Here is a 21,797-nt window from a genome sequence, read left to right on the forward strand (position 1 = left end):
AACGAGTTCATTCCCGAGCGGAAAGTTCCCGGCCACAGAAATGATTGCCCGCAGGGGACGATCTCGTGTCGGTTGGAGAACTTTTTGCTCAGTCTGCAAGGAGATCACGTGCCGGAATCCAAGCCCCGCAAGAAGTCCACCCGCGAGTCCGGCGTGGCGTCCACACAGGCCGCCACCAAGCCAAACGCCGTCTGGTTCAAACCGGTGATGTTCGGTCTGATGCTGATTGGGCTCTTCTGGATCATCACGTTCTACATCAGCGAAGGTCGCTTCCCGGTCCAGGCCTGGGGCGCCGGTAACATCATCGCTGGTTTTGGCATTGCCATCTCAGGCTTCCTGATGACGACGCGCTGGCGGTCCTGACCACACGAACAGCAGCCGTCCCTGGTATATGAGATCCGCCCCGTGACGGACTCCACCGGAATTGTCGTCGGGGACGACGGGCTTGCCCGGCCGGCGTGGGCCGCCACTGACCCCCTGATGCGGGACTACTACGACTTCGAATGGGGTATGCCTGTCCGGGATGAACGGGGCCTCTACGAGCGAATCTGCCTCGAAGGCTTCCAGGCAGGTCTCTCCTGGGCGACGATCTTGCGCAAACGGCCAGCATTCCGCAAGGCCTTCCAGTCATTCAACCCTGATGTCGTTGCAACATTTACGCAAGAACACCAGGAAACCCTGATGCAGGACACCGGGATAATCCGAAACAGACGCAAAATACGCGCGACGGTGGAAAACGCACGCGCCACCCTGAACCTGCGCTCTGACGGCGGCCTGGTAGACCTTGTCTGGGGTTTCCAGCCCGACCACACGCCAGCGCCACGAACCACAGCAGAAATTCCCACGAAGTCTGCGCAGTCCCTTGCTCTCTCACAGGCCCTTCGCCAACGCGGATTCACCTTCGTGGGTCCCACCACCATGTACGCACTCATGGAGGCCATCGGAATGGTGGATACCCACCTAGTGAGTAGCCACCGTAGGGGATCAGCAGGAATCTGGACCTGAAATTCCAGCGACTGTAAGGGTGGTCGCCATTCATTGCCTGGGTGTGCACAAAGTTATCCACACTGTTGATAACCTTCCGCAAGTGGCGTAGGAATCCACTATTTTCGGCGCCCCTTCAGCGCACTGGCGGCCACGTTCGATAAATGGTGCAAGTCTCGGCACACCACGCCAAAAAAGTGGCTCTGGATAACTACCCGAAGCCGCCACGTCCTGACTACGGCGGCTCTGCGCCAAAGAAGGAACCACTGATGCCCAGGATTCCACTGTTATCCACTTACCCACACTTCTCTACCCACACGTTATCCACAACTGTGGAGAACTAGCGCCAGCGCAACAGAATATACCTCAGATCACTGACCTGTAGCGGTTAAACATGGACTAGTTACACGCTTGTAAGTTACCAACAGTGTGTATAAGCCTGTTGATAGATCGCCAGAACACGTCCCCTGACGCACCGATACGAGTTATTCCGCCCCTTTATCCACAGGTGTCACTCTAATCACGGAAGTTATCCACTTAACCACACCATAAAGACCATAGTTATCCACAGGTGTGGGTAACTCTTGCGATTTCTGGGGGAAAGTCCCGGAATCGGCGGTTTCAGCCTGGACCCCACCCTGAATTACACGACTGTAAGTTACCAACACTGTGGATAACACCTGTGAATAACCCGCGTCGAGGATCAATCCATGGACACCGCTTCCTAGGGCGGTGGCAGAGACCTCTCGCTGGAGCTAGCGAAGCAGCCAGAGAAGTCCGCGCGGGCCCCGCCCAGGCAAAGTTCCTGGGGGACCCTCCCACAAGCCCTTGACCAATGCTTCGGACCTCGGTCCATTCAGGAGACAACAAAAAACCCTGTGCCTAGGCACAGGGTTTTAGTAGAAGCAGCTTATTGCCGAGGTCAGTGCTACCTAACCCACTGCAACCTTGATTACGCTGAGGAGAACCAGGACTGCCAGAACAAGTACCAGCCCCAGGCCCTGCAGGGTTCCTTGCCTGGAACCTCGGGGAGCGTACGCGATGATTGCAGCACAGACTGCTCCGGTCACCAACCCACCGAGGTGTGCCTGCCACGCAATATTTGGAATGAGAAAGCCCACGACGGCATTGATCCCGATAAGGACCCACAGCTGACGTGTTTGTCCACCGCGATTTCGTTGGATCACCAACATGGCTCCAAACAGCCCGAAGATAGCGCCGGAGGCACCCACCACGCCCGTCAGTTGCTGGCCCGGTAGGTAGAGGGACGTCAACAGGAGATACCCGACAGAACCTCCGATTGCAGAGACAAGGTATAGGGCAAGGAACCAGACCCTCCCCAGGAGAGGCTCAAGCGCCTGCCCAAATATCCACAACGTGTACATGTTGAGGATGATGTGGAGGAATGATCCCGGCGAATGCAGGAAGGCGGACGTAATGGTGCGCCATGGTTCAAACTGCCCAAGGTTTGGATCTAGGAAAGCCGGATTGAAGGCGCCTGCGGAGAAGACCACGTTCCCCGGGATGAGAAGCTGAAGGGCGTAGACCACCACACATAAGGCGATGATGCTGTATGTCACCAGCGGTCGGCCAGTCGCCACGGCTCCGCCGTAGACGGATCGCACCGCCGGGATCCTCTTCTGTGCCTCGTTCACGCAGTCAATACACTGGAATCCGACGGCGGCAGCGCGCTGGCACTCGGTGCAGGCCGGGCGGCCACATCGCTGACACCGTACATACGATGTCCGGTCTGGATGCCGGGGGCACACCGGGACCTGGCTAGGCGACTCCGCCGCCGGATGTCCGTAACTCATGCGCTGGTGTTAGAGCTGCTCGACATCAATGCTTTTGATGACAACATCTTCAACCGGACGATCGCCCATTCCAGTCCGAACTGCTTCGATGGCGTCGACAACCTTCTTGGACTCGTCATCCGCGACCTCGCCGAAGATACTGTGCTTGCCCTGCAGCCAGTCCGTCGGGATCGTGGTGATGAAGAACTGGGAACCATTCGTGCCTTTACCAGCCTGAATGCCGGCATTTGCCATTGCGAGCTTATAGGGCGCGTTGAAGGTCAGTTCCGGGTGGATTTCGTCATCAAACCGGTACCCGGGCCCACCTGTGCCACGGCCCAGTGGATCGCCAGCCTGCACCATGAAGTCCTTGATGATGCGGTGGAAGATAGTGCCGTCATACAGCGGTGTTCCGGTCTTCTCTTCACCTGTCTCAGGATGCGTCCAGGCCTGTTCCCCGGTAGCCAGCCCAACGAAGTTCTTGACCGTCTTCGGTGCGTGGTTACCAAAAAGGTTCACCACAATATCTCCGAGGCTGGTGTGAATAGTTGCTTTTGCTGTTCCATTTGCAGTCATGCTTCTATTCTTCCATGACTGGTGCAGGTGCACACAGCCTGCTGCGGAGTTCCGCGCTAGGTGAAATCAGTGTTAAATCGATTCTAGAAATGGCTGGTTACGGCCATTCAACGTAGGCTGGCACGAGAACCGTCACGTTAATCGGGAGGTAGTTGTGAAGAAGACAGACCGTGTTGTCCGCGATTTGGAAAGCGGCGTCAGCAACGGATTTGAAAGCGCAAGGGATTGGGCGACACCCCGGGTGGAGGCTGCAGTCAATTGGACTGTTCCCCGCATCCAGCAGGGTATTGACACTGCGTCCCCCAAAATCCAAGAGGGCCTCAAATCCGCTGCGCACAATCTCGCCGACGGCGTAGAAAAAGTCACGCCCAAGATCCAGGACGGCCTGGCAAATTTGGCACCCCGTATCCATGACGCCGTGGACGGAGCCACGCCGATGCTCCACAGTGCGCTGGACCGGGCCACTCCGGTCATTTCCAACGCTCGTGACAGGGTGGTTGACGATTACCTTCCCAAGCTTTCCGATCAGTTGGGAAATGCTTCCAGCAGGGTTCACCGCACTCTTGAGGGTACCCCCGCGCAAGTGGATTCGCTGGCCAAGAAGTTTACCGACTCCAGCGTTGTCAGCACCGTTCAGGACCAGGCACACGCAGCCAGCAAACAGCTGAAGTCAACCGCTGGCGACGCCGGCAAGGCCGCAACGGAAGCGGGCAAGTCCCTTGCTGCGAAAATGGGCCACGAGCCGAAGCCTAAGAAGCGGGGTTGGCTGATTTTCGGCATCATCGCCGCAGCAGCGGCCGCTGGCGCGGCAGCATGGAAAGCATCCCGTCCGGTTGAAGATCCGTGGAAGACACCGTCGCCAGTTTCTTCCACCACTGTCGCTGATGTGAAGGACACCGCAAAAGACGCCACGGAAAAAGCCGCCGATGCGGCGAGCAGCATCGCGGCAGACAAAGCGGACAAGGCAGAGGACACTGCCGACGACGCCTCGGCAAAAGCCAAAGACGCTGCCGAGAAAATCACCGACACTGCCAAGGACGCGGCAGACAAAGCCGGCACGGTGGCCGATGACGCGGCAGACAAAGCCAAGCATGTAGCCACCGATGCAAAAACCGCTGTAAAGAATATCGCTTCGAGCATCAAGGATGACACCAAGTAGCAGCAGGCAGCATAATCAGTCTGCTACCTGAACGGAAAGGGACCGGTCTTACCGGTTCCTTTCCGTTTTTAAGTGGGCAAACGGCCAGGCAGGCTTTCTTGGCAGGGACCATCAGCTGAGCCTCGGCAAGACCTACGCCAGCAATTGGTGAGGCCAACGGTGCTACATTTGGGTTCATTACAACTGAAAGGCCGCCGAGGAAGCAGTGAACCACACCTCCCCGCAGCTCCGAGTCTCCATCATCATCCCGGCCTTCAACGAGGAATCCGTTCTGCGGCAGTGCCTCATCGCAGCTGTGTACCAATCGGTTCCTGCACACGAAATAATTGTCGTGGACAACATGTCATCTGACAGCACTGCGGATATTGTCCGGCAGGTGCAGTTGGAGTTCCCTGAAAGACCGATACACCTGCACAGTCAGGACCAGGATCAAGGACTCATTCCCACAAGGAACTATGGACTTGATAGAGCCACCGGCGAACTTCTGGGTCGAATCGATGCAGACTCAGTACTGGAACCGGATTGGGTGGAACAAGTCCAGCGGGTCTTCCACGACCCAGACGTCCAGGCTGCGACCGGACCTGTTGTCTACTACGACATGCCACTTCGCCGATTCGGGCTCAAGGCCGACGACAAAATGCGCCAATTCATGCTGCGCTTGGCGAAGCATCAATATCATTTCCTTTTCGGATCCAACATGGCTCTTCGTCGCTCAGCCTGGGAAACAATCCGGGCCGAGGTGTGCTGCGACAGGGAAGATCAAATGCACGAGGATATCGACCTTTCGCTACATCTGGCAGAACATCATCTGAAGATCAAATATTCACCGCATATGATCTCTGGGATGTCAGCGCGACGACTCCAAGATTCGCCGAAAGACTACCGGTACTATGTGACGCGCTTCGACAGGACGTACAAAGCTCACAACGTCAGCAAGCTTGCGCTCAAAGCACCCATGGTGGTGTTCCTTTCTGTTTACTTTCCCGCGAAGCTTCTCCGCGCGCTCCACACGATCAATTCCCCTCAACCAGCCAGGCGTTGAACCTCGGATTTGCGGACTTAGCTGCCCGATCTAGTCTGTTCCAAGCTCGGCGATGATGCGTTCATCCGACGGGGGCCCACCGTCATCGGTAGCGGATTGACGACGGGCCTGTCCAGACACAGACACCGCCAGTCCCATCAGTATCAGGACCAGGCCGCCGTAGATCCCGACGGGAAGCTTCTCGTCGAGGAATATCGCTGCAAGGGTAGCGGCGCCGGGAATCTCCAGCAAAATGATCATTGATACGACCAACGGACTCATGGTCGCCAGGAGATGGTTGAAGGCTGTGTGGCCAATCAACTGGGCACACACAGTGATTGCGAGAATTCCCAGCCAGCCCGCTGCCTCAAATCCAGCCAAGGGCTGCTGCGTGAACCATGCCAGAAGAGCCACAAACACTGCACACATTCCATAGCAGAGGGTTGTGTAGGTGCCTGTCGTCATGCTCTGGCGGGCCTTGCCTCCGGCCATTGTGTAGAGCCCAGCCAGCGCACCTCCAGCGACTGCCAGCAGATCACCAACAAGCGCTTCACGTGACGTTCCAAGGTCAAACCCTGTAATCGCGACCACTCCACCAAACGCCATTCCGAGACCCACCAGGACCGGCCACCGAAACCTGATGCCCCTAGCAAGTTGGAAGATCGCGATCCAGGCAGGCTGAAGGCATACCAAGGCTGTTGCTGCCGCCACAGAAGTCAATTGCAAAGATGTAATGAAACAGGCAAAGTGCAGGGCAAGGGCAGCAGAGGCCAACAACGACCAGCGAAATTCCTGACGCGTGACACTGCCAAAACGTCGAGGTTCCCTGACGAGCGTGGGCGTAGCCATGACGATGGCACCAATTGCGTTGCGCCAGAACGCAATTGCTAGCGCGCTAACGCTGGTTGCCCCCAGGGTGGCAGCAATGAGAGGCCCGGAGGACGCGACTCCAAGGACTCCGGCAAAGGCAAGAAGGATGTTCACGAACCAACTTTAGTGGCAAAGGAAAACATCAGAATGCCAAAGCAAAAGTCCCGGCCTGCTGATCGCAGACCGGGACTTTTCTTATGGTGGAGGCACGGGGACTCGAACCCCGAACCCCCTGCTTGCAAAGCAGGTGCGCTACCAATTGCGCCATGCCCCCATAAGAAGCAACCCATCAATCATACCTCATGTCGAGAGTGAAAAATCCACTCAATAACCTGTGGCTGGATTCAGACAACCTTGTCGGTAGCCGTGCTCCATATGCTCTTTCGGGCCTTGGATTCCTGTGCTTTCCAGTAGGAAAAAACTCCTGCGACGGCAGCTGCAATAATGAGCAACTTCTTCACAATCATTCCTTCCTTGGGTCACCTTTCGGTGATCCACCACTGAAACCTGCATAGGTTCCGTGGGCGTACCAGGACTTGAACCTGGGACCTCTTCGTTATCAGCGAAGCGCTCTAACCGCCTGAGCTATACGCCCTCATGCCCTGTCGGGCCGAGATATGACTTTACAGTATTTCTCGGCCCGATCCAAAATCGGGGCAGGTCTTGGACTGATCGGCCAAGAATCCCTTGCCTAGTCGTCCGTCAATGTGACGCCGATGCCACCAACAAGCGTCGCGGCGATGTTGTATAGAACGGCCGAAAGCATAGAGAGTGCAGTCAAGAGGACAACGTTGATCACCGCAAGGAAAACGGCGAAGGACGCAACCTGACCAAGCGAAGCAACCTTCTGCAACTCAAATCCGCCCCCCTCAGAACCAGCGAGGGTCCCCAAGAGGCTGTCCACCTGATCAAAAATTCCCGTGAGATCCAAGACTGTCCACAGAACAATCGCTGCGACGACTGTGACAACACCAAGGGCAACAGAAAGGAGGAATGACATCTTCAGGACGGACCAGGGGTCCACTTTGCTGACCAGCAACCGCGCCCTACGGACTTTAGCCTTAGGAGCAGGCTTTACGAGTGACGGTGCAGTACCTTGGCTGGGACGCTGGGCTGGCGCACCCTGGGTAGCTGGCCTGCTTCCAGTAGGCTGCTGACCGGGCGGCCGCTGCCCTGGAGTACCAGGACGTTGGCCAGGACTGCTAGGGCGCTGTCCCTGGCCGCCACCTGTTGGAGACGTTGCAGCGGGTCGCTGTGCAGGGGGCGTGTTTGGTGCTGTTGGACGCTGTGCAGGGCGGGCAGGCGTGTTAGCCCGAGGGGTGTTGGCAGGCTTCTGCTCTCCCCCCTGGGAATTATTACCTGTGGGAAATGAGTCGGAATTACTCACTCGTTACCTCCGGTGTAGTCCTTGTTCGGCTCTACATCGCCCGAAGGGTCCGGGGATTCGATGTCCGAGATTGATTCTGAAAGTGCTTCTGGTTCAACGGTTTCGTTGCCAGCGCCAACTTCCGCAGCCAACGTTACGTCATCCTCCGTCGATTCCTCACCCTCAAGACCACGCTCGCTGTTACGGGCAACTTCGATAATTCGGTCATTTTTGTCCGGTTTAGCGAAGATGACACCCATGGTATCCCTGCCTTTTGCAGGTACGCCCTTGACGGATGAGCGGACCACTTTTCCGCCCTCCATAACGACCAGGACTTCATCCTCCTCCTGGACAATCAGGGCACCAACCAGGTCACCCCTCTCGTCAGCGAGCTTTGCCACCTTGATGCCGAGGCCACCACGGCCCTGTAAGCGGTATTCCTCAACGGCAGTCCGCTTGGCATATCCGCCCTCAGTCACTATAAAAACGAAGGAGCCCTCTGTGATCACATTGGCAGCAAGGAGTTCATCGTCGTCACGGAACTTCATTCCGGTCACGCCTGACGTTGCGCGACCCATCGGGCGAAGGGCATCGTCACTGGCCGTAAACCGGATGGATTGCCCCTTACGGGATACCAACAACAGGTCATCCGTTTCTGAGACCAGCTGGGCCGAGACGAGTTCGTCTTCGTCACGGAGATTGATGGCGATGACGCCAGCGGACCGGTTGGTGTCATAGTCCTCGAGCCGGGTCTTTTTGACCAATCCGCGCTTTGTTGCCAACACCAGGTACGGCGAGTGCTGGTAATCCCTGAGATCCAGTACCTGCGCGATGTGCTCGTCTGGTTGGAACGCCATCAGGTTGGCGACGTGTTGACCTTTGGCATCCCGGCCAGCTTCGACCAGTTCGTATGCCTTTGCACGGTAGACCCGGCCCAAGTTCGTGAAGAACAGCAACCAGTGGTGTGTGGTCGTCACGAAGAAGTGTTCAACAACGTCATCGCCGCGGAGCTGGGCTCCCTTTATGCCCTTGCCACCGCGCTGCTGCGATCGATAGTTATCACTGCGGGTCCGTTTGACGTATCCGCCCCGGGTGATTGTAACCACCATCTCCTCTTCGGGAATGAGGTCTTCCATCGACATATCCCCGTCGAATCCCATCAGGATCTTGGTCCTACGGTCGTCTCCGTGTTTTGCCACAATCTCAGCAAGTTCGTTGCTGATGATCTCCCGCTGGCGGTGTTCCGAGGCAAGGATTGAGTTGTATTCGGTGATAGCCGCTTCGAGTTCAGAATGCTTGTCCTGAATCTTCTGCCGTTCCAGGGCAGCAAGGCGCCTCAGCTGCATATCCAAGATGGCCCTTGACTGCAGCTCATCAATGTCAAGCAGTTCCATCAGGCCATCACGCGCAGCCTCAGTGGTATTGGACGCGCGGATGAGGGCAATAACCTCGTCCAGCATGTCAAGGGCCTTCAGCAGGGCCCTCAGGATGTGAGCCTCTTCCTCGGCCTTCCGCAACCTGTACCGCGTACGTCGGGCAATGACATCCATCTGGTGGGTGACCCAGTGCCTAATAAACGCGTCAAGGCTCAGTGTCCGGGGAACGCCGTCGACAATAGCCAGCATATTGGCAGAGAAGTTACTTTGCAGCTCTGTGTGCTTGTAGAGATTGTTCAGCACAACCTTTGCTACAGCATCCCTCTTCAGAACAATGACAAGGCGCTGTCCGGTACGCCCAGAGGTTTCATCACGAAGATCCGCAATACCGGCAATCTTGCCATCCTTGACCAATTCCGCAATCTTGACGGCGAGGTTGTCCGGATTGGCCTGGTAGGGCAACTCCGTAACGACCAGGCACGTACGACCCTGCAGTTCTTCCACGCTGACCACAGCACGCATGGTGATGGATCCACGCCCAGTGCGGTACGCGTCTTCGATACCCTTATGGCCCAAAATAGTGGCTCCGGTGGGGAAATCCGGACCCTTGACCCTCAGGAGCAGCTCCTCGAGTAGCTCTTCGCGAGTAGCCGCGGGATTTTGAAGATACCACTGGACACCCTCGGCTACTTCGCGGAGGTTGTGTGGCGGAATATTCGTAGCCATACCGACAGCGATACCTGAGGATCCGTTAACAAGGAGGTTCGGAAACCGAGCCGGCAGGATGGTTGGTTCCTGGTTCTTGCCGTCATAGTTATCGGTGAAATCTACTGTTTCCTCATCGATATCGCGGACCATTTCCATGGCGAGCTGCGCCATTTTGGTTTCCGTATACCTGGGAGCTGCGGCACCATCGTTACCTGGGGAACCGAAGTTACCCTGCCCAAGTGCCAGGGGGTAACGCATGGTCCAGTCCTGAATGAGGCGGACCAGAGCATCGTAAATGGCAGTATCACCATGGGGGTGGTACTGGCCCATCACCTCGCCAACAACGCGCGCGCACTTGTTGAAGGATCGATCCGGGCGGTAGCCACCATCGAACATGGCATAGAGCACACGCCGGTGAACAGGCTTCAGACCATCCCGTACATCCGGCAGGGCGCGGCCGACAATGACAGCCATGGCGTAGTCGAGGTACGACCGCTGCATCTCGGTCTGGAGATCAACTTGTTCAACGCGGTCCAACAGTGTGCCTTCAAGGGCTACCTCAGAAATGTTATCTGAATCTGCCGGTACTTCTGGGGTTTCGTCGCTCATCGTTTAAATTTTCCGTTTCAGGTATATGTCGGCTTTGGAATATAAGGCGATGCCTATATATCCAAGAACCTGACGTCCTTGGCGTTCTGCTGGATGAAGTTTCTGCGGGATTCAACGTCCTCGCCCATGAGAACCGAGAAGGTCTGGTCGGCGGCCAGGGCATCATCCATGGTTACCTGAAGCAGGGTCCGGCGATCCGGGTCCATGGTGGTGTCCCACAGCTCCGTGTAGTCCATCTCTCCAAGGCCCTTGTACCGCTGGATTCCATTGTCTTTGGGAATACGGCGCCCTTCAGCCTGCCCAGAAATGAGCCGGGCATCCCTTTCGCGGTCACTGAAAACGTAGTCGTGAGGAGCATTTGACCACTTGATCCGGTAGAGCGGTGGCTGCGCAAGGTAAACGTAGCCATTTTCAATCAGCGGACGCATGTACCGGAAAAGCAAAGTCATCAGCAGTGTGGTGATGTGCTGGCCGTCGACATCAGCATCAGCCATGAGCACGATCTTGTGATACCTGAGCTTGCTCAGGTCAAAATCCTCACCGATTCCGGCGCCGAACGCCGTGATCATTGACTGGACCTCAGCATTTCCCAATGCCTTATCCAAACGCGCGCGTTCAACATTCAGGATTTTTCCGCGCAGCGGCAGAATTGCCTGTGTTTCGGGATTGCGCCCACGTTTGGCAGACCCACCAGCCGAATCGCCCTCGACAATGTAGACCTCACATTTGGACGGATCTTTCGAAGAGCAGTCTGAAAGTTTCCCAGGCATGCCAAACGATTCGAGCGGACTCTTGCGCCGAGCATTGTCACGGGCCTTACGGGCGGCCATTCTTGCCTGCGCAGCTGAGATGGCTTTTCGGATGACGTCGCGGGCAGGGCCGGGGTTCCGTTCGAGCCAGTCGCCCAGTCCATCCGTGACAACTTTCTGAACGAAGCCCTTCACCTCAGAATTACCCAATTTGGTTTTCGTCTGGCCTTCGAACTGAGGTTCAGCCAACTTCACAGAAATGACAGCAGTGAGACCCTCACGAATGTCGTCACCGGTCAGGTTGTCATCTTTTTCCTTGATGATGTTCTTCTCCCGCGCGTAGCGGTTGATCAGAGACGTCATAGCTGCACGGAAGCCCTCTTCATGAGTGCCGCCCTCGTGCGTATTAATAGTGTTCGCATAGGTATGAACACTCTCGGAATAGGCATTCGTCCACTGCATGGCCATTTCGAGTGCAATTTTTCGCCCGGTATCTTCGGTTTCGAAGGCGATCACGTCTTCGTGAACAACATCAACCTTCTTACCTGAATTAAGGTGCTTAACGTAATCCAGAAGGCCATCGTCGTACTGATAGACGACGGTAAGGTGCTCGGCAGCGGCAATCTCACCTTCTGTAGGGACAGAATCTAGATCAAGATCCTCAACTGGTTCGCTACTCTCACCGCGCTCATCCGTCAACGTGATCCGAAGACCCTTGTTAAGGAATGCCATCTGCTGGAATCGCGCACGCAGGGTTTCGAAATCGAAAGTAGTGGATTCGAAAATGCCTGCATCTGGGTAAAAAGTCTGGGTTGTCCCAGTAGTGGATGTCTCTTCTCCTTTGACCAGTCCACCCTGCGGCTTTCCGCCGTCTGCGAAGGTCATCCGCCAGACGTGCCCCTGCCTGCGCACTTCGGTATTAACCAGGCTCGAGAGCGCATTGACAACGGAAATTCCAACTCCGTGGAGACCGCCTGAAACGGCATATCCGCCACCACCGAACTTTCCGCCTGCATGGAGGATCGTCATGACAACCTCAACCGTAGGTTTGTGCTCCGTTGGGTGCATGTCCACGGGGATACCGCGTCCATCGTCAACAACTTTCACTCCGCCGTCGGCCTGGAGAACAATCTCGATATGCGTGCAGTAGCCCGCGAGGGCCTCATCGACGGAGTTGTCCACTACCTCATAGACAAGGTGATGCAGCCCGCGAGGCCCGGTGGAGCCGATGTACATACCGGGCCTTTTCCGGACAGCTTCGAGGCCTTCCAGAACAGTAATGTCGCTAGCACCGTATTCGCGGACGGCCGGGGCCTCCGGCACGGCGGGCTCCAGTGTCGGATCCACTAATGGGTTTTCTGCATTGTCGTTAGCCACAGGTGCTTTCGACTCCTCTGTTCGATGATGGCCGGCTCTTCTCCTCCGGAGGGAAGGGGTACCGACAGGCGCAATCCACTGGGCAACAGATATCCATCCACGACCGCTCCGAACAATGTCGGGGAATCGGACCTATGGATTGTGATGATGAGACCCGGTCTTTACCCTCAATTCTATCGTGAGTAAGTCGATATCGTCGGCCATTTGGGCTCTGGGAGGACATCAATATGCTCCTGCAAGGCCACTGGCCCTGCCTTGGTGCCCCTCGAACCACCTTCTCTGGGTTCCTATACGACGATGTGGTGGCTAATCGACTCACACGGCATCCATGCGAGAGACATAAAACAGATTTCGTGCCGTAAATCAGCCGTACGTATCACGTGGACCGCGGCCGTTAACGCTGCGCCCACCCTTGCGCCAACTTGGAGCAGAAGGACCCAACACCTGGATCTTCGTAACAACCCCTTCTCCGAGTTCCGTGCGAAATTTTTCCAGCAGCCTGTGACTCAAAAGGCGAAGTTGAGTTGCCCACGTGGTGGAATCGCAACGGACATGCAAGGTGGTTGCCTCAAAGCTCTCGGGCGTACAGTGGGCGGAAATTTCCGGGCCCACCAACGCAGGCCACTGAGCAATGACAGAGCCCACGGCCACGGGAGATGTCCAGCCGCGTTCGGCCACCAGCCTGCCAACGACCTTTCCCAACCCAAGGGGATCCCGCCCCGTACTGTGGAACTGGCTGAAGCCCCGGCCCTGGAAGGCCGGCTTCTTTCCGGGCGCTGCCCCGCTCTTGCGCGGCAGGGCGCGCCTAATTTCCCCACGAGAGGCAGCTGCATCGCGCATCCGGTTCAGCGCCGCCTGGGGCGCGTCAATATCATCCGGGTCTCGCCCGGGCTGTAAACCCGAGCCCTCATCCCCGTTCATCGATTCCTCCTGAAACGACCTGGACCCTTCGCCCTGAAAGCTCCGGCGGAATATCTGCATCCACTGCCGCCGTGACCAGTACCTGCTCGGCACCGGCTACAATCGCAGCAAGCCGACGTCTTCGCTGAACATCAAGTTCGGCGAAAACATCATCCAGAATAAGTATTGGTGCTGCGCCTTCAATCTGCCCGTCATCGAGCATCACGTAATACGACGCAAGGCGCAGGGACAGGGCCAAGGACCAGGTTTCCCCATGCGAGGCGTATCCCTTGGCGGGTGCCTGCCCCAAGATAAGTTCAACATCATCGCGGTGGGGGCCCACAAGGGAAATTCCCCTCTCAATTTCCCTTTTCCTTGACGCAGCAAATGCCGCCACATAACGGTCGGTAAGCTCTTCAACGCTCAGGTGCGCAAGGTCCTCCTGTTGCGCTCCGGTAGGTAATCCAGGAGAGAAACCCAAGGTGGCGTCGTCGTCTGCTAGGTCAACAAGCGAAGACCGATAAACCGCCAGAGCAGCTTTGGAGCCATCAGTCAGCTGCCGATATGCGTGGTCAAGGTGCGGCTGAATGTTTTCGAGAAGTGCAAGCCTTGCGTGCAGCAGCTCAGCACCAGCTTTAGCCATGTGCTGATCCCAGACATCCAATGTCGCCTCATGACCCGACGTAAACCGGCCCGCCCGTCCGGATTTCAGCAATGCATTCCGCTGTTTGAGCACTCGATCGTAATCGCTTCTGGTTGCTGCATGACGCGGGATCAAAGTAGCCAACAACTCATCCAAAAAACGTCGACGATGCGAGGGATCACCCTTCACCAGGGAGAGATCCTCGGGAGCGAAGAGAACAGTCCGGCAGATACCCAAGATATCCCGGGCCCGAACGGGGTTACTTCTGTTAATGCGTGCCCTGTTGGCTTTCCCAGCGTTGATTTCCAGCTCTAGAACAGTGGCCTGTTCCCCTCGAACCAGACGTGCCCGCACCAATGCCCGATCTGTCCCAAAACGCAGCAGGGGTGCATCCGAACTCACCCGATGGGAGCTAAGGGTTGCAAGGTACCCCAAGGCTTCCATGAGATTTGTCTTGCCTATCCCGTTGGCGCCCACCAACACTGTAGGCCCAGGTTCAAGGGAAAGATCGACCTGGGCATAGCTCCGGAAGTCAGTTAGCGACAGGTGCTCTAGATACACGGTTTCTCAGGAATTCTGGGGCTTGCCCGGCGGTGCCTACTTGGCTGGGCGGGTGGCGTGTCCGCCGAACTGGTGACGCAGTGCCGACACCATTTTCATGGCAGGTGAGCTGTCTTCCCGGGAAGAGAACCGGGCAAAAAGAGCTGCTGTGATGGCGGGGGCTGGAACGGCATTGGCAATAGCTTCCTCCACAGTCCATCGACCCTCGCCGGAATCCTCAACGTAGTCGTCAATTGATTCAAGCCCCGGATCTTCCTCAAGGGCCTTGACCATCAAGTCAAGGAGCCAGGAGCGAACGACAGTTCCCTTTTGCCAGGCACGGAATGTCCCGGGCAGATCGTCAACGATATCCTTTGCCGCGAGAAGTTCATATCCTTCGGCGTATGCCTGCATCAGCCCGTACTCTATGCCGTTGTGGACCATCTTTGCGTAGTGCCCTGCGCCGACATCCCCCACGTGGACAAAACTATCTGCCCGCTCGCCCTCCGGCCTGAGCGCGTCGAAGACAGGGAGTGCGTAGGCGATGTCATCAGCCGCTCCGCCCGCCATCAGTCCATAACCGTTTTGAAGTCCCCAGACTCCACCGGAAACACCACAGTCCGCGAAACGGATACCTTTTGCACCCAACTGGGTACCGTGCTTCTGATCTTCGGTGAAACGTGAATTACCGCCATCAATCACCAAGTCACCCGGTTCAAGCTTCTCGCTGAGTTCCGTGATCACGGAATCAGTGACAGCACCTGATGGAACCATGACCCAAATGAGCCTAGGTGTGGGGAGTGCGGTGATGAGTTCGTCAACAGTGGCTACATCAGAAACATCTGGATTCCTGTCAAAGCCCGTGACCTCAAGTCCTTTGACGCGGAGGCGCTCACGCATGTTGAATCCCATTTTTCCGAGACCAATTAGTCCGATATGCACGTTGTGAGCTCATTTCTGCGTCCGTGGACGCTCGTAGGTTCAGTGGTGGAGGCGATTCCGCGGCCTTGACAGTAGGTCCCATGCGAACGATTGCTCATGAGACCGGCTGTTACCTAGTTGGGGAGGCGGACAGGCATTACCAGATAGCGATAGTCCCCTTGATCTTCGCCGTCGATATCAGCCTGGGCCGTGATCATGGCTGGCTTAGGGGCGGTTGTGAAGGAGAAGCGAACAAATTTTGTTTCGATAACACTCAATCCTTCCACCAGGTAGTGAGGGTTGAATGCGACAGTGATTTCATCACCAAAAAGTTGGGCTTCAAGTTCCTCAGATGCCTGCGCATCCTCGCCCGTACCGGCGTCAAGCTGAAGCAACCCGTCGGTGAAAGCAAGACGAACCGGAGTGTTGCGTTCAGCAACCAGTGACACTCGCCTGACCGCCTCTACGAGTTCCTGGGTCTGGACCGTTGCATGAATTGGTGTTGAATCCGGGAACAGTGACCGAATCTTGGGATAGTCGCCGTCAACCAGTAGGGAGGTAGTGGTGCGTCCTCCACTCTCAAAACCAATGAGCCTGCTGTCATCTGAAGCGATCGCGAGGTGGATGTCGCCACTGTTTCCAAGGGTTTTGGCCACTTCATTAAGAGTTTTTGCCTTCACGAGGGCGCTTGTGGAAATGCCAGGGGTGACTGGTTTCCACGGGACTTCACGCATCGCAAGGCGATATCTGTCAGTTGCCAGCAACGTAATCAGATCGTCTTCAATTTCCATCCGGACACCGGTAAGGATGGGAAGGGTATCGTCCCTGCTTGCAGCAATGATGACCTGTGAAACGGCCTGTGCAAACGATTCGCCTGGGACCGTTCCACTGATAGGCGGCAATGCCGGCAGCGGAGGGTATTCCGCCTCAGGCATCGTTGCCAGGTGGAAGCTGCTTCGACGACACGTCAGAGTGACCTTGTTTCCATCTGTTTCTACGTCGACGGGTGCTGATGGCAGGCTTCGACAGATGTCGGCAAGAAGGCGCCCTGAGACAAGAATCGTCCCTTCGTCACGGATGTCAGCAGCTATCTCGAGCCTTGCTGAAGTTTCGTAGTCAAAGCTTGAAAGGCTGACGGTTCCCGATTCAGCCTTGAGGAGCAGCCCTGACAAAACGGGTACAGGAGGACGGGGTGACAAGGAGCGTGCTGCCCAGGTCACAGCTTCTGCCAGGACGTCCCGTTCGACTCTGAACTTCACGGAAGGGTGCCGCCTTTCATAACTGCTTCATCGATGGTGCGTTGGCTTGCTTGGTCCAAGGCCTTGTTCCAGGAGGAAACACCAGGAGAGGTCTTTTCTTGGAAACGTGAAAGCCGGGACGGATGCACTGGAGACAGCTTAGCGGCATCGAATGACTTTCTCCCATCAGCTTCTGTTCCCTGGCATCAGTCCGGGGTTGTTTTTCGGTCTGCGCTGGGGTGATCAGGATCAGGAACGGAAGTTGTTATTTGAGGGAATTCATTTTCTTGGGATTAGTAGTGTTAATAACCCCTGTGGAAACTGTGGATAACTCTGTCTGAGCCCCACATCTAGCGGTTGCTGCCTGTTCATGGAGTGTGGGGAGCATGTGTTTTAAACAGGCTGTGGATGGGGACAACTTTTCTGGCCGTTGTGCTGATCCACAGATGGCTTAAGGGTTTTAAGCCCATTAAGCGTAGTTGTCCCCTTAAGTATCCACAGCCTTATCCACATGCACCTGTTAATAAGGTACGAGGCACTTGTGTCAGGAGTCGCGTTGCTGCTGCTTGATCCGGTTTGTGAGTTCCGTGACCTGGTTGTAAATCACACGGCGCTCGGCCATGAGTTCCCGAATTTTCCGGTCTGCGTGGATGACGGTGGTGTGATCCCGGCCGCCGAGTTCCTGTCCGATTTTGGGTAGCGACATGTCAGTGAGCTCCCGGCAGAGGTACATGGCGATCTGCCGCGCGGTGACCAGCGTGCGGGTCCTGGACTTGCTGCAGAGTTCCTCCATGGTGAGTTTGAAGTACTCAGCCGTCTGGGTGAGGATCTGCGCAGACGTTATTTCCTGGGCTCCGTCATCGGTAATCAGGTCCTTCAGCACCATTTCGGCAAGGGCCACGTCAACTGGCTGACGATTGAGGCTGGCAAAGGCAGTTACCCGGATGAGTGCTCCCTCAAGCTCCCGAATATTGCTGGATATTTTGGAAGCAATATATTCCAACGCATCGTCAGGTGCTGAAAGCCCCTCGCTAAGAGCCTTTTTTCGGAGGATAGCGATGCGTGTTTCGAGTTCCGGGGGCTGGATATCTGTCAGTAGGCCCCACTCGAACCGGGACTTCATCCGATCTTCGAACCCAGCCAAGAGTTTTGGTGGCTGATCGGATGTGATGACGACCTGTTTGTTGTTGTTGTGGAGGGAATTGAAGGTGTGAAAGAACTCCTCGAGGGTTCGATCTTTGCCTGCAAGGAACTGGATGTCATCAATGAGAAGAACATCTACATTCCGGTAGGTCGTCTTGAAGCTAGCGCCTTCGTCATCGCGAATGGAGTTGATGAAGTCGTTGGTGAACTCTTCGGAATTTACGTAGCGGACCCGTATGCCGCTGTAGAGGCGGCGGGCGTAGTGGCCAATTGCGTGGAGAAGGTGTGTTTTGCCAAGACCTGAATCACCATAGATAAACAGTGGATTGTAGGCCTTGGCTGGGGCCTCAGCCACAGCTACGGCGGCGGCGTGGGCGAACCTGTTGGAAGAGCCTATGACGAAGGTGTCAAAAACGTACTTGGGATTGAGGCGGCCGAACTCGTGGGATGTGCTGGGAAGCATTGGTTGTGGCTTCTGCTCTATCAGCTGATCACGCGAATACGAGGGTTCAACTACTGCTTCGGGTTCTTTGTGGATGGGAACCAGATCGGTATCAACATCGATTGCACACCGGATGTCCTCGGAAAAAACGTTGTGAAGCGCATCGTCCAGGGCATCCTTGACTTGTGTCTGAAGGACTTCACGGGTGAGTTCGTTGGGCACGGCAACCAGCAGTGTTGATCCAATGAGTCCCTGGGCCTGGGCGAGAATGACAAATCCGCGCTGGCGCGGCGAGACGCGGTCATCTTGTTCAAGGATGCTGATGACTCTTCGCCAGGAACTTCCAACGGTATTGGCCTGGTTGGATTCGTCTACCGTCATTGCTGGTTTCCTCAAAGCTTGCTTGCCTGCAGTTTCTGCAGCGATGCCATGAAGCCAGCGTTCGGCCAGGCTTAATCCACAGACTTATGCACAGACCGTGGATAATCGACTACTGGGACACTCTAGGGGAACAAAAGCCCAGAAGATAGCTGGGTATAGCTTGTGGATAATTACATGGTTGTGGTTCCTGGCCAGTTCGGTTGGGACCGTCATCCACAGGCTGTGGGGAAAAGTTAGCCACAGGCAAGTGTCTGCTACGGAATGGTCTCCAGTTTGACTACGGACCCCTTCCGGCCCTAACGTTGTGTAGTCCTTTGTGTACGCTTTTGGGCCTCGTCTGATTTTTTCAATCGTTAGCGATTGTGCAGGTGGGGAAGGCGGAAACATACAAAACTTAGCGTCGGCCAGTTCTTCCCCTTTTTACTGATCGGGTGACGCACCTTTGATCCACTGGAGTGACTAACGTGAGCAAGCGGACTTTTCAGCCGAATAACCGCCGTCGGGCGAAGAAGCATGGCTTCCGCCTTCGTATGCGCACCCGTGCCGGCCGTGCCATCTTGGCAGCCCGTCGCGGCAAGAACCGCACCGAACTGTCGGCTTAAACAACTGATTCCTCGGTAGACAGACTCATGCGAGTTTAATGGTGCTTGCCACCCCGAACCGTCTGAGAACGTCAGCCGAATTTTCAAGCACTGTGCGTTCCGGTGTCCGCTATGGACGCCGGAACGTTGTGCTATATGCGGCACCCCTGGATTCAGGCGAGCCTACTCGTATTGGATTCATCGTTTCCAAGAGCGTTGGGAACGCCGTAGCCCGGAACCTCGTTAAGAGAAGACTGAGGGAAGCCGGTTTCCTGTCCCTCAGCACATACGGCACTGGGCTGGCAATCGTGGTGCGTGCACTACCTGCATCGTCGTCAGCAACGTGGGCGCAGCTTTCGGTAGACTTTGACGTAGCCTTGGCTGCGGTTGCCAGGCGCATCGTCACTTCCGAGTCGCTACCGAAGGCTGTAGGTGACCGAACTCAACAGGAGAGGAACGTACGTGGCTGACTCAACTGCCGGCGTCGTCCGCTCTGTCCACCCTGCACTGAGTAGTGCGGCTGTTTTTGGGTGGAATCTTCCGCGGAATATTCTGATTCTTCTCCTCAAGTCCTACCGCAAGGTGATTTCGCCCTTGTACGGGCAGGTCTGCAGATTTTTCCCCTCGTGCTCCGCATATGCCCTCGAAGCGGTCACCGTCCACGGTGCGGTTAAGGGAAGTTGGCTGGCAGCTCGCCGATTGGTGCGTTGCCATCCATGGAATGCTGGTGGTGTGGACCATGTCCCCGCTGGCAATAGGGTGTGGCCGGAAGGCCAGACCCCCACAATTGTTGTTATGAACAATCCGGATGTTTTCCGGGTTGTCCAGGCTGATGACGAAGGCCGCTCTGCGGCCTGACGACTAAGGGATACGTATGGATTTCTTCACGACAATAATGTTCCCCTTCAAGTGGGTGGTCTCGATCATCATGATCGGGTTCCATGAAGGCCTTACCTTCATTGGGTTACCTGCAGCGAACGGCTGGACCTGGACTCTGTCCATTATTGGCCTCGTGTTGGTGATTCGTGCGCTGTTGATTCCAGTCTTCGTCAAGCAGATCAAAGCCCAGCGTGGAATGCAGCTCCTGCAGCCTGATCTCAAAAAGCTACAGGCCAAGTACAAGGGTAAAACAGACCAGTTGTCGCGACAGGCCATGGCGCAGGAGCAGATGGCCATGTACAAGAAGCACGGGACAAATCCGTTCTCGGCATGTTTGCCGATGCTGATCCAGATGCCGTTCTTTTTTGCTCTGTTCCAGGTGCTGTCAGGAATAACCAAGGCCAAGAACGATGGCACGGGCATTGGCGCTATGAGCCCCGAACAGGTCTTCCAGTTTGACGACTCAAGTATCTTTGGTGCCCCGTTGTCCGCTTCCCTTCTGCACGGGCTGCCTAACGACTCTGGTGACCAGGTTTCAGTTGTAATCCTCAGCATCATCATGATTCTTGCCATGACGGCGTCACAGTTCATTACACAGAAACAGATCATGGCCAAGAACATGTCTGAAGAAGCCATGGCGAGCCCGTTCATGCGTCAACAAAAAATGATGCTTTACATCCTCCCCGTTGTGTTCGGTGTAGGCGGCATCAACTTCCCCATTGGTGTCCTCATCTACTGGACAACCACCAACCTCTGGACAATGGGCCAGCAGTTCTTCGTCATCCGGCGAATGCCAACCCCAGGGTCACCGGCTGCCAAAGCTCTCGCGGAGCGCCGTGCTGCAAAGGGGCTGCCGATGCTCTCTGCCCTGACCGGCAAGAAGGACGACGACGCCGAGGCAGCAGCTGCGGAAGCTGCAGCTGTGGCGGCGAAGACTCAGCGTGTCCAGCCGCAGCGTAAGAATAGGAAGAGCAAGTAATGCCTGCCGAAAGTACTGAAGTAGTTAGCGGTACGGAGGAGGGCGGGTTCCCTGTGGAGGCAGATGAACGAGAAAAGAATGAGGAAAATCCGGCAACTCGACTCGAAGAAGAGGGCGACGTCGCTGCGGACTATCTGGAAGAACTCCTCGATATTGCGGACATCGATGGGGACATTGATATAGAGGTCAGGAACGGGCGAACCTATATTTCCATAGTGACGGAAGAAGAGTCTGCTGGCCTTGAAAATTTGGTGGGCGAGGACGGCGAGGTCCTTGAAGCCCTTCAGGAGTTGACGAGGCTGAGTGTCCTCTCTGCTACAGAGACGCGGTCCAGGCTTGTTCTGGATATCAATGGTTACCGCAAAGAACGTGCTGGTCATCTTCTCAGGGTCGCCGAGGAAGCCGCAGAGTCGGTCAAAGAGACAGGGACAGCAGTTAAGCTGCAGCCGATGAGTGCCTATGAGCGTAAAATTGTCCACGATGCAGTTGCCGATCTTGGATTAGTCAGTGAATCTGAGGGCGAAGGCGCCGGCCGCCACATCGTTGTCTCAGCGGAGTGAAT

21 protein-coding genes and 2 tRNA genes are annotated in these 21,797 nt (G+C 56.1%); 9 read left to right on the forward strand and 14 right to left on the reverse strand.

What is annotated here, in order from left to right:
* Positions 1-108 precede the first annotated feature (108 nt).
* Positions 109-363, forward strand: coding sequence for a cell division protein CrgA (locus QMG79_RS10475; RefSeq protein WP_283538528.1), 255 nt, complete (start codon positions 109-111; stop codon positions 361-363).
* A gap of 42 nt (positions 364-405) precedes the next feature.
* Positions 406-1,005, forward strand: a complete 600-nt coding sequence (locus QMG79_RS10480) for a DNA-3-methyladenine glycosylase I (RefSeq protein WP_283538529.1) — start codon at positions 406-408, stop codon at positions 1,003-1,005.
* A gap of 911 nt (positions 1,006-1,916) precedes the next feature.
* Here QMG79_RS10480 and QMG79_RS10485 read toward each other — a convergent pair.
* A complete protein-coding gene (locus QMG79_RS10485) occupies positions 1,917-2,798 on the reverse strand; it encodes a rhomboid family intramembrane serine protease (RefSeq protein ID WP_283538530.1) in 882 nt (293 codons plus the stop codon).
* Positions 2,799-2,807: 9 nt separating this feature from the next.
* Positions 2,808-3,353: a peptidylprolyl isomerase gene (locus QMG79_RS10490; protein WP_283538531.1), complete on the reverse strand. Its 546-nt coding sequence runs from the start codon at positions 3,351-3,353 to the stop codon at positions 2,808-2,810.
* 154 nt (positions 3,354-3,507) lie between these two features.
* Here QMG79_RS10490 and QMG79_RS10495 point away from each other — a divergent pair, with 154 nt between their 5' ends.
* Both QMG79_RS10495 and QMG79_RS10500 read left to right on the forward strand, forming a co-directional pair.
* The gene (locus tag QMG79_RS10495) at positions 3,508-4,512 is read left to right on the forward strand and encodes a hypothetical protein (protein WP_283538532.1); all 1,005 of its coding nucleotides are present in this window, start codon (positions 3,508-3,510) and stop codon (positions 4,510-4,512) included.
* 205 nt (positions 4,513-4,717) lie between these two features.
* Positions 4,718-5,554 carry a glycosyltransferase family 2 protein gene (locus tag QMG79_RS10500; RefSeq protein WP_283538533.1) on the forward strand — a complete coding sequence of 279 codons (837 nt, stop codon included), beginning with the start codon at positions 4,718-4,720 and terminating at the stop codon, positions 5,552-5,554.
* A 30-nt stretch (positions 5,555-5,584) separates the two neighbouring features.
* Here QMG79_RS10500 and QMG79_RS10505 read toward each other — a convergent pair whose 3' ends face one another.
* The 12 genes from QMG79_RS10505 to dnaA all read right to left on the reverse strand — a co-directional run bounded on the left by QMG79_RS10505 (position 5,585) and on the right by dnaA (position 18,796).
* Positions 5,585-6,517: a DMT family transporter gene (locus QMG79_RS10505; RefSeq protein WP_283538534.1), complete on the reverse strand. Its 933-nt coding sequence runs from the start codon at positions 6,515-6,517 to the stop codon at positions 5,585-5,587.
* A gap of 84 nt (positions 6,518-6,601) precedes the next feature.
* A tRNA-Ala gene (locus tag QMG79_RS10510) sits at positions 6,602-6,677 on the reverse strand.
* 70 nt (positions 6,678-6,747) lie between these two features.
* A complete protein-coding gene (locus tag QMG79_RS10515) occupies positions 6,748-6,870 on the reverse strand; it encodes a DLW-39 family protein (RefSeq protein ID WP_283538535.1) in 123 nt (40 codons plus the stop codon).
* Positions 6,871-6,924: 54 nt separating this feature from the next.
* Positions 6,925-6,998, reverse strand: a tRNA-Ile gene (locus tag QMG79_RS10520).
* A gap of 96 nt (positions 6,999-7,094) precedes the next feature.
* Positions 7,095-7,790: a DUF3566 domain-containing protein gene (locus QMG79_RS10525; protein WP_283538536.1), complete on the reverse strand. Its 696-nt coding sequence runs from the start codon at positions 7,788-7,790 to the stop codon at positions 7,095-7,097.
* The gene (gyrA, locus tag QMG79_RS10530; protein ID WP_283538537.1) at positions 7,787-10,462 is read right to left on the reverse strand and encodes a DNA gyrase subunit A; all 2,676 of its coding nucleotides are present in this window, start codon (positions 10,460-10,462) and stop codon (positions 7,787-7,789) included. Before gyrA ends, QMG79_RS10525 begins: the two co-directional genes overlap by 4 nt.
* A gap of 53 nt (positions 10,463-10,515) precedes the next feature.
* Entirely contained in the window at positions 10,516-12,588 is a 2,073-nt protein-coding gene (gene gyrB, locus QMG79_RS10535; protein ID WP_283538538.1) for a DNA topoisomerase (ATP-hydrolyzing) subunit B, read from the reverse strand.
* 363 nt (positions 12,589-12,951) lie between these two features.
* On the reverse strand, positions 12,952-13,509 hold the full coding sequence (locus tag QMG79_RS10540) for a DciA family protein (protein ID WP_283538539.1): 558 nt from the start codon (positions 13,507-13,509) through the stop codon (positions 12,952-12,954).
* Entirely contained in the window at positions 13,496-14,692 is a 1,197-nt protein-coding gene (gene recF / locus QMG79_RS10545) for a DNA replication/repair protein RecF (RefSeq protein ID WP_283538540.1), read from the reverse strand. Before recF ends, QMG79_RS10540 begins: the two co-directional genes overlap by 14 nt.
* Before the next feature lie 36 nt (positions 14,693-14,728).
* On the reverse strand, positions 14,729-15,613 hold the full coding sequence (gene gnd / locus QMG79_RS10550) for a phosphogluconate dehydrogenase (NAD(+)-dependent, decarboxylating) (protein ID WP_283538541.1): 885 nt from the start codon (positions 15,611-15,613) through the stop codon (positions 14,729-14,731).
* Between the two features lie 113 nt (positions 15,614-15,726).
* A complete protein-coding gene (gene dnaN / locus QMG79_RS10555; RefSeq protein ID WP_283538542.1) occupies positions 15,727-16,851 on the reverse strand; it encodes a DNA polymerase III subunit beta in 1,125 nt (374 codons plus the stop codon).
* Positions 16,852-17,374: 523 nt separating this feature from the next.
* Complete coding sequence (gene dnaA, locus QMG79_RS10560; protein ID WP_283538543.1) at positions 17,375-18,796, reverse strand: chromosomal replication initiator protein DnaA; 1,422 nt, start codon at positions 18,794-18,796, stop codon at positions 17,375-17,377.
* 464 nt (positions 18,797-19,260) lie between these two features.
* Here dnaA and rpmH point away from each other — a divergent pair, with 464 nt between their 5' ends.
* The 5 genes from rpmH to QMG79_RS10585 are packed head-to-tail and all read left to right on the forward strand — an operon-like array spanning position 19,261 to position 21,795.
* On the forward strand, positions 19,261-19,398 hold the full coding sequence (gene rpmH, locus QMG79_RS10565) for a 50S ribosomal protein L34 (protein WP_283538544.1): 138 nt from the start codon (positions 19,261-19,263) through the stop codon (positions 19,396-19,398).
* A gap of 38 nt (positions 19,399-19,436) precedes the next feature.
* Positions 19,437-19,847, forward strand: a complete 411-nt coding sequence (gene rnpA / locus QMG79_RS10570) for a ribonuclease P protein component (protein WP_283538545.1) — start codon at positions 19,437-19,439, stop codon at positions 19,845-19,847.
* Positions 19,840-20,235, forward strand: coding sequence for a membrane protein insertion efficiency factor YidD (gene yidD, locus QMG79_RS10575; RefSeq protein WP_283538546.1), 396 nt, complete (start codon positions 19,840-19,842; stop codon positions 20,233-20,235). Before rnpA ends, yidD begins: the two co-directional genes overlap by 8 nt.
* Before the next feature lie 16 nt (positions 20,236-20,251).
* A complete protein-coding gene (gene yidC, locus QMG79_RS10580; RefSeq protein WP_283538547.1) occupies positions 20,252-21,235 on the forward strand; it encodes a membrane protein insertase YidC in 984 nt (327 codons plus the stop codon).
* A complete protein-coding gene (locus QMG79_RS10585; RefSeq protein ID WP_283538548.1) occupies positions 21,235-21,795 on the forward strand; it encodes a Jag family protein in 561 nt (186 codons plus the stop codon). Before yidC ends, QMG79_RS10585 begins: the two co-directional genes overlap by 1 nt.
* The last annotated feature ends 2 nt before the right edge of the window (positions 21,796-21,797 follow it).

The organism is Pseudarthrobacter sp. PS3-L1 (assembly GCF_030063285.1).
Classification (GTDB): Bacteria; Actinomycetota; Actinomycetes; order Actinomycetales; family Micrococcaceae; genus Arthrobacter.

What these genes read in the sequence shown, in the direction of transcription:
- QMG79_RS10485 (WP_283538530.1), bottom strand. Translation starts at nt 2,798, where the DNA reads ATGAGTTACGGACATCCGGCGGCGGAGTCGCCTAGCCAGGTCCCGGTG.
- QMG79_RS10490 (WP_283538531.1), bottom strand. Translation starts at nt 3,353, where the DNA reads ATGACTGCAAATGGAACAGCAAAAGCAACTATTCACACCAGCCTCGGA.
- QMG79_RS10515 (WP_283538535.1), bottom strand. Translation starts at nt 6,870, where the DNA reads ATGATTGTGAAGAAGTTGCTCATTATTGCAGCTGCCGTCGCAGGAGTT.
- gyrA (WP_283538537.1), bottom strand. Translation starts at nt 10,462, where the DNA reads ATGAGCGACGAAACCCCAGAAGTACCGGCAGATTCAGATAACATTTCT.
- QMG79_RS10540 (WP_283538539.1), bottom strand. Translation starts at nt 13,509, where the DNA reads ATGAACGGGGATGAGGGCTCGGGTTTACAGCCCGGGCGAGACCCGGAT.
- dnaA (WP_283538543.1), bottom strand. Translation starts at nt 18,796, where the DNA reads ATGACGGTAGACGAATCCAACCAGGCCAATACCGTTGGAAGTTCCTGG.
- rnpA (WP_283538545.1), top strand. Translation starts at nt 19,437, where the DNA reads ATGGTGCTTGCCACCCCGAACCGTCTGAGAACGTCAGCCGAATTTTCA.
- yidC (WP_283538547.1), top strand. Translation starts at nt 20,252, where the DNA reads ATGGATTTCTTCACGACAATAATGTTCCCCTTCAAGTGGGTGGTCTCG.
- QMG79_RS10585 (WP_283538548.1), top strand. Translation starts at nt 21,235, where the DNA reads ATGCCTGCCGAAAGTACTGAAGTAGTTAGCGGTACGGAGGAGGGCGGG.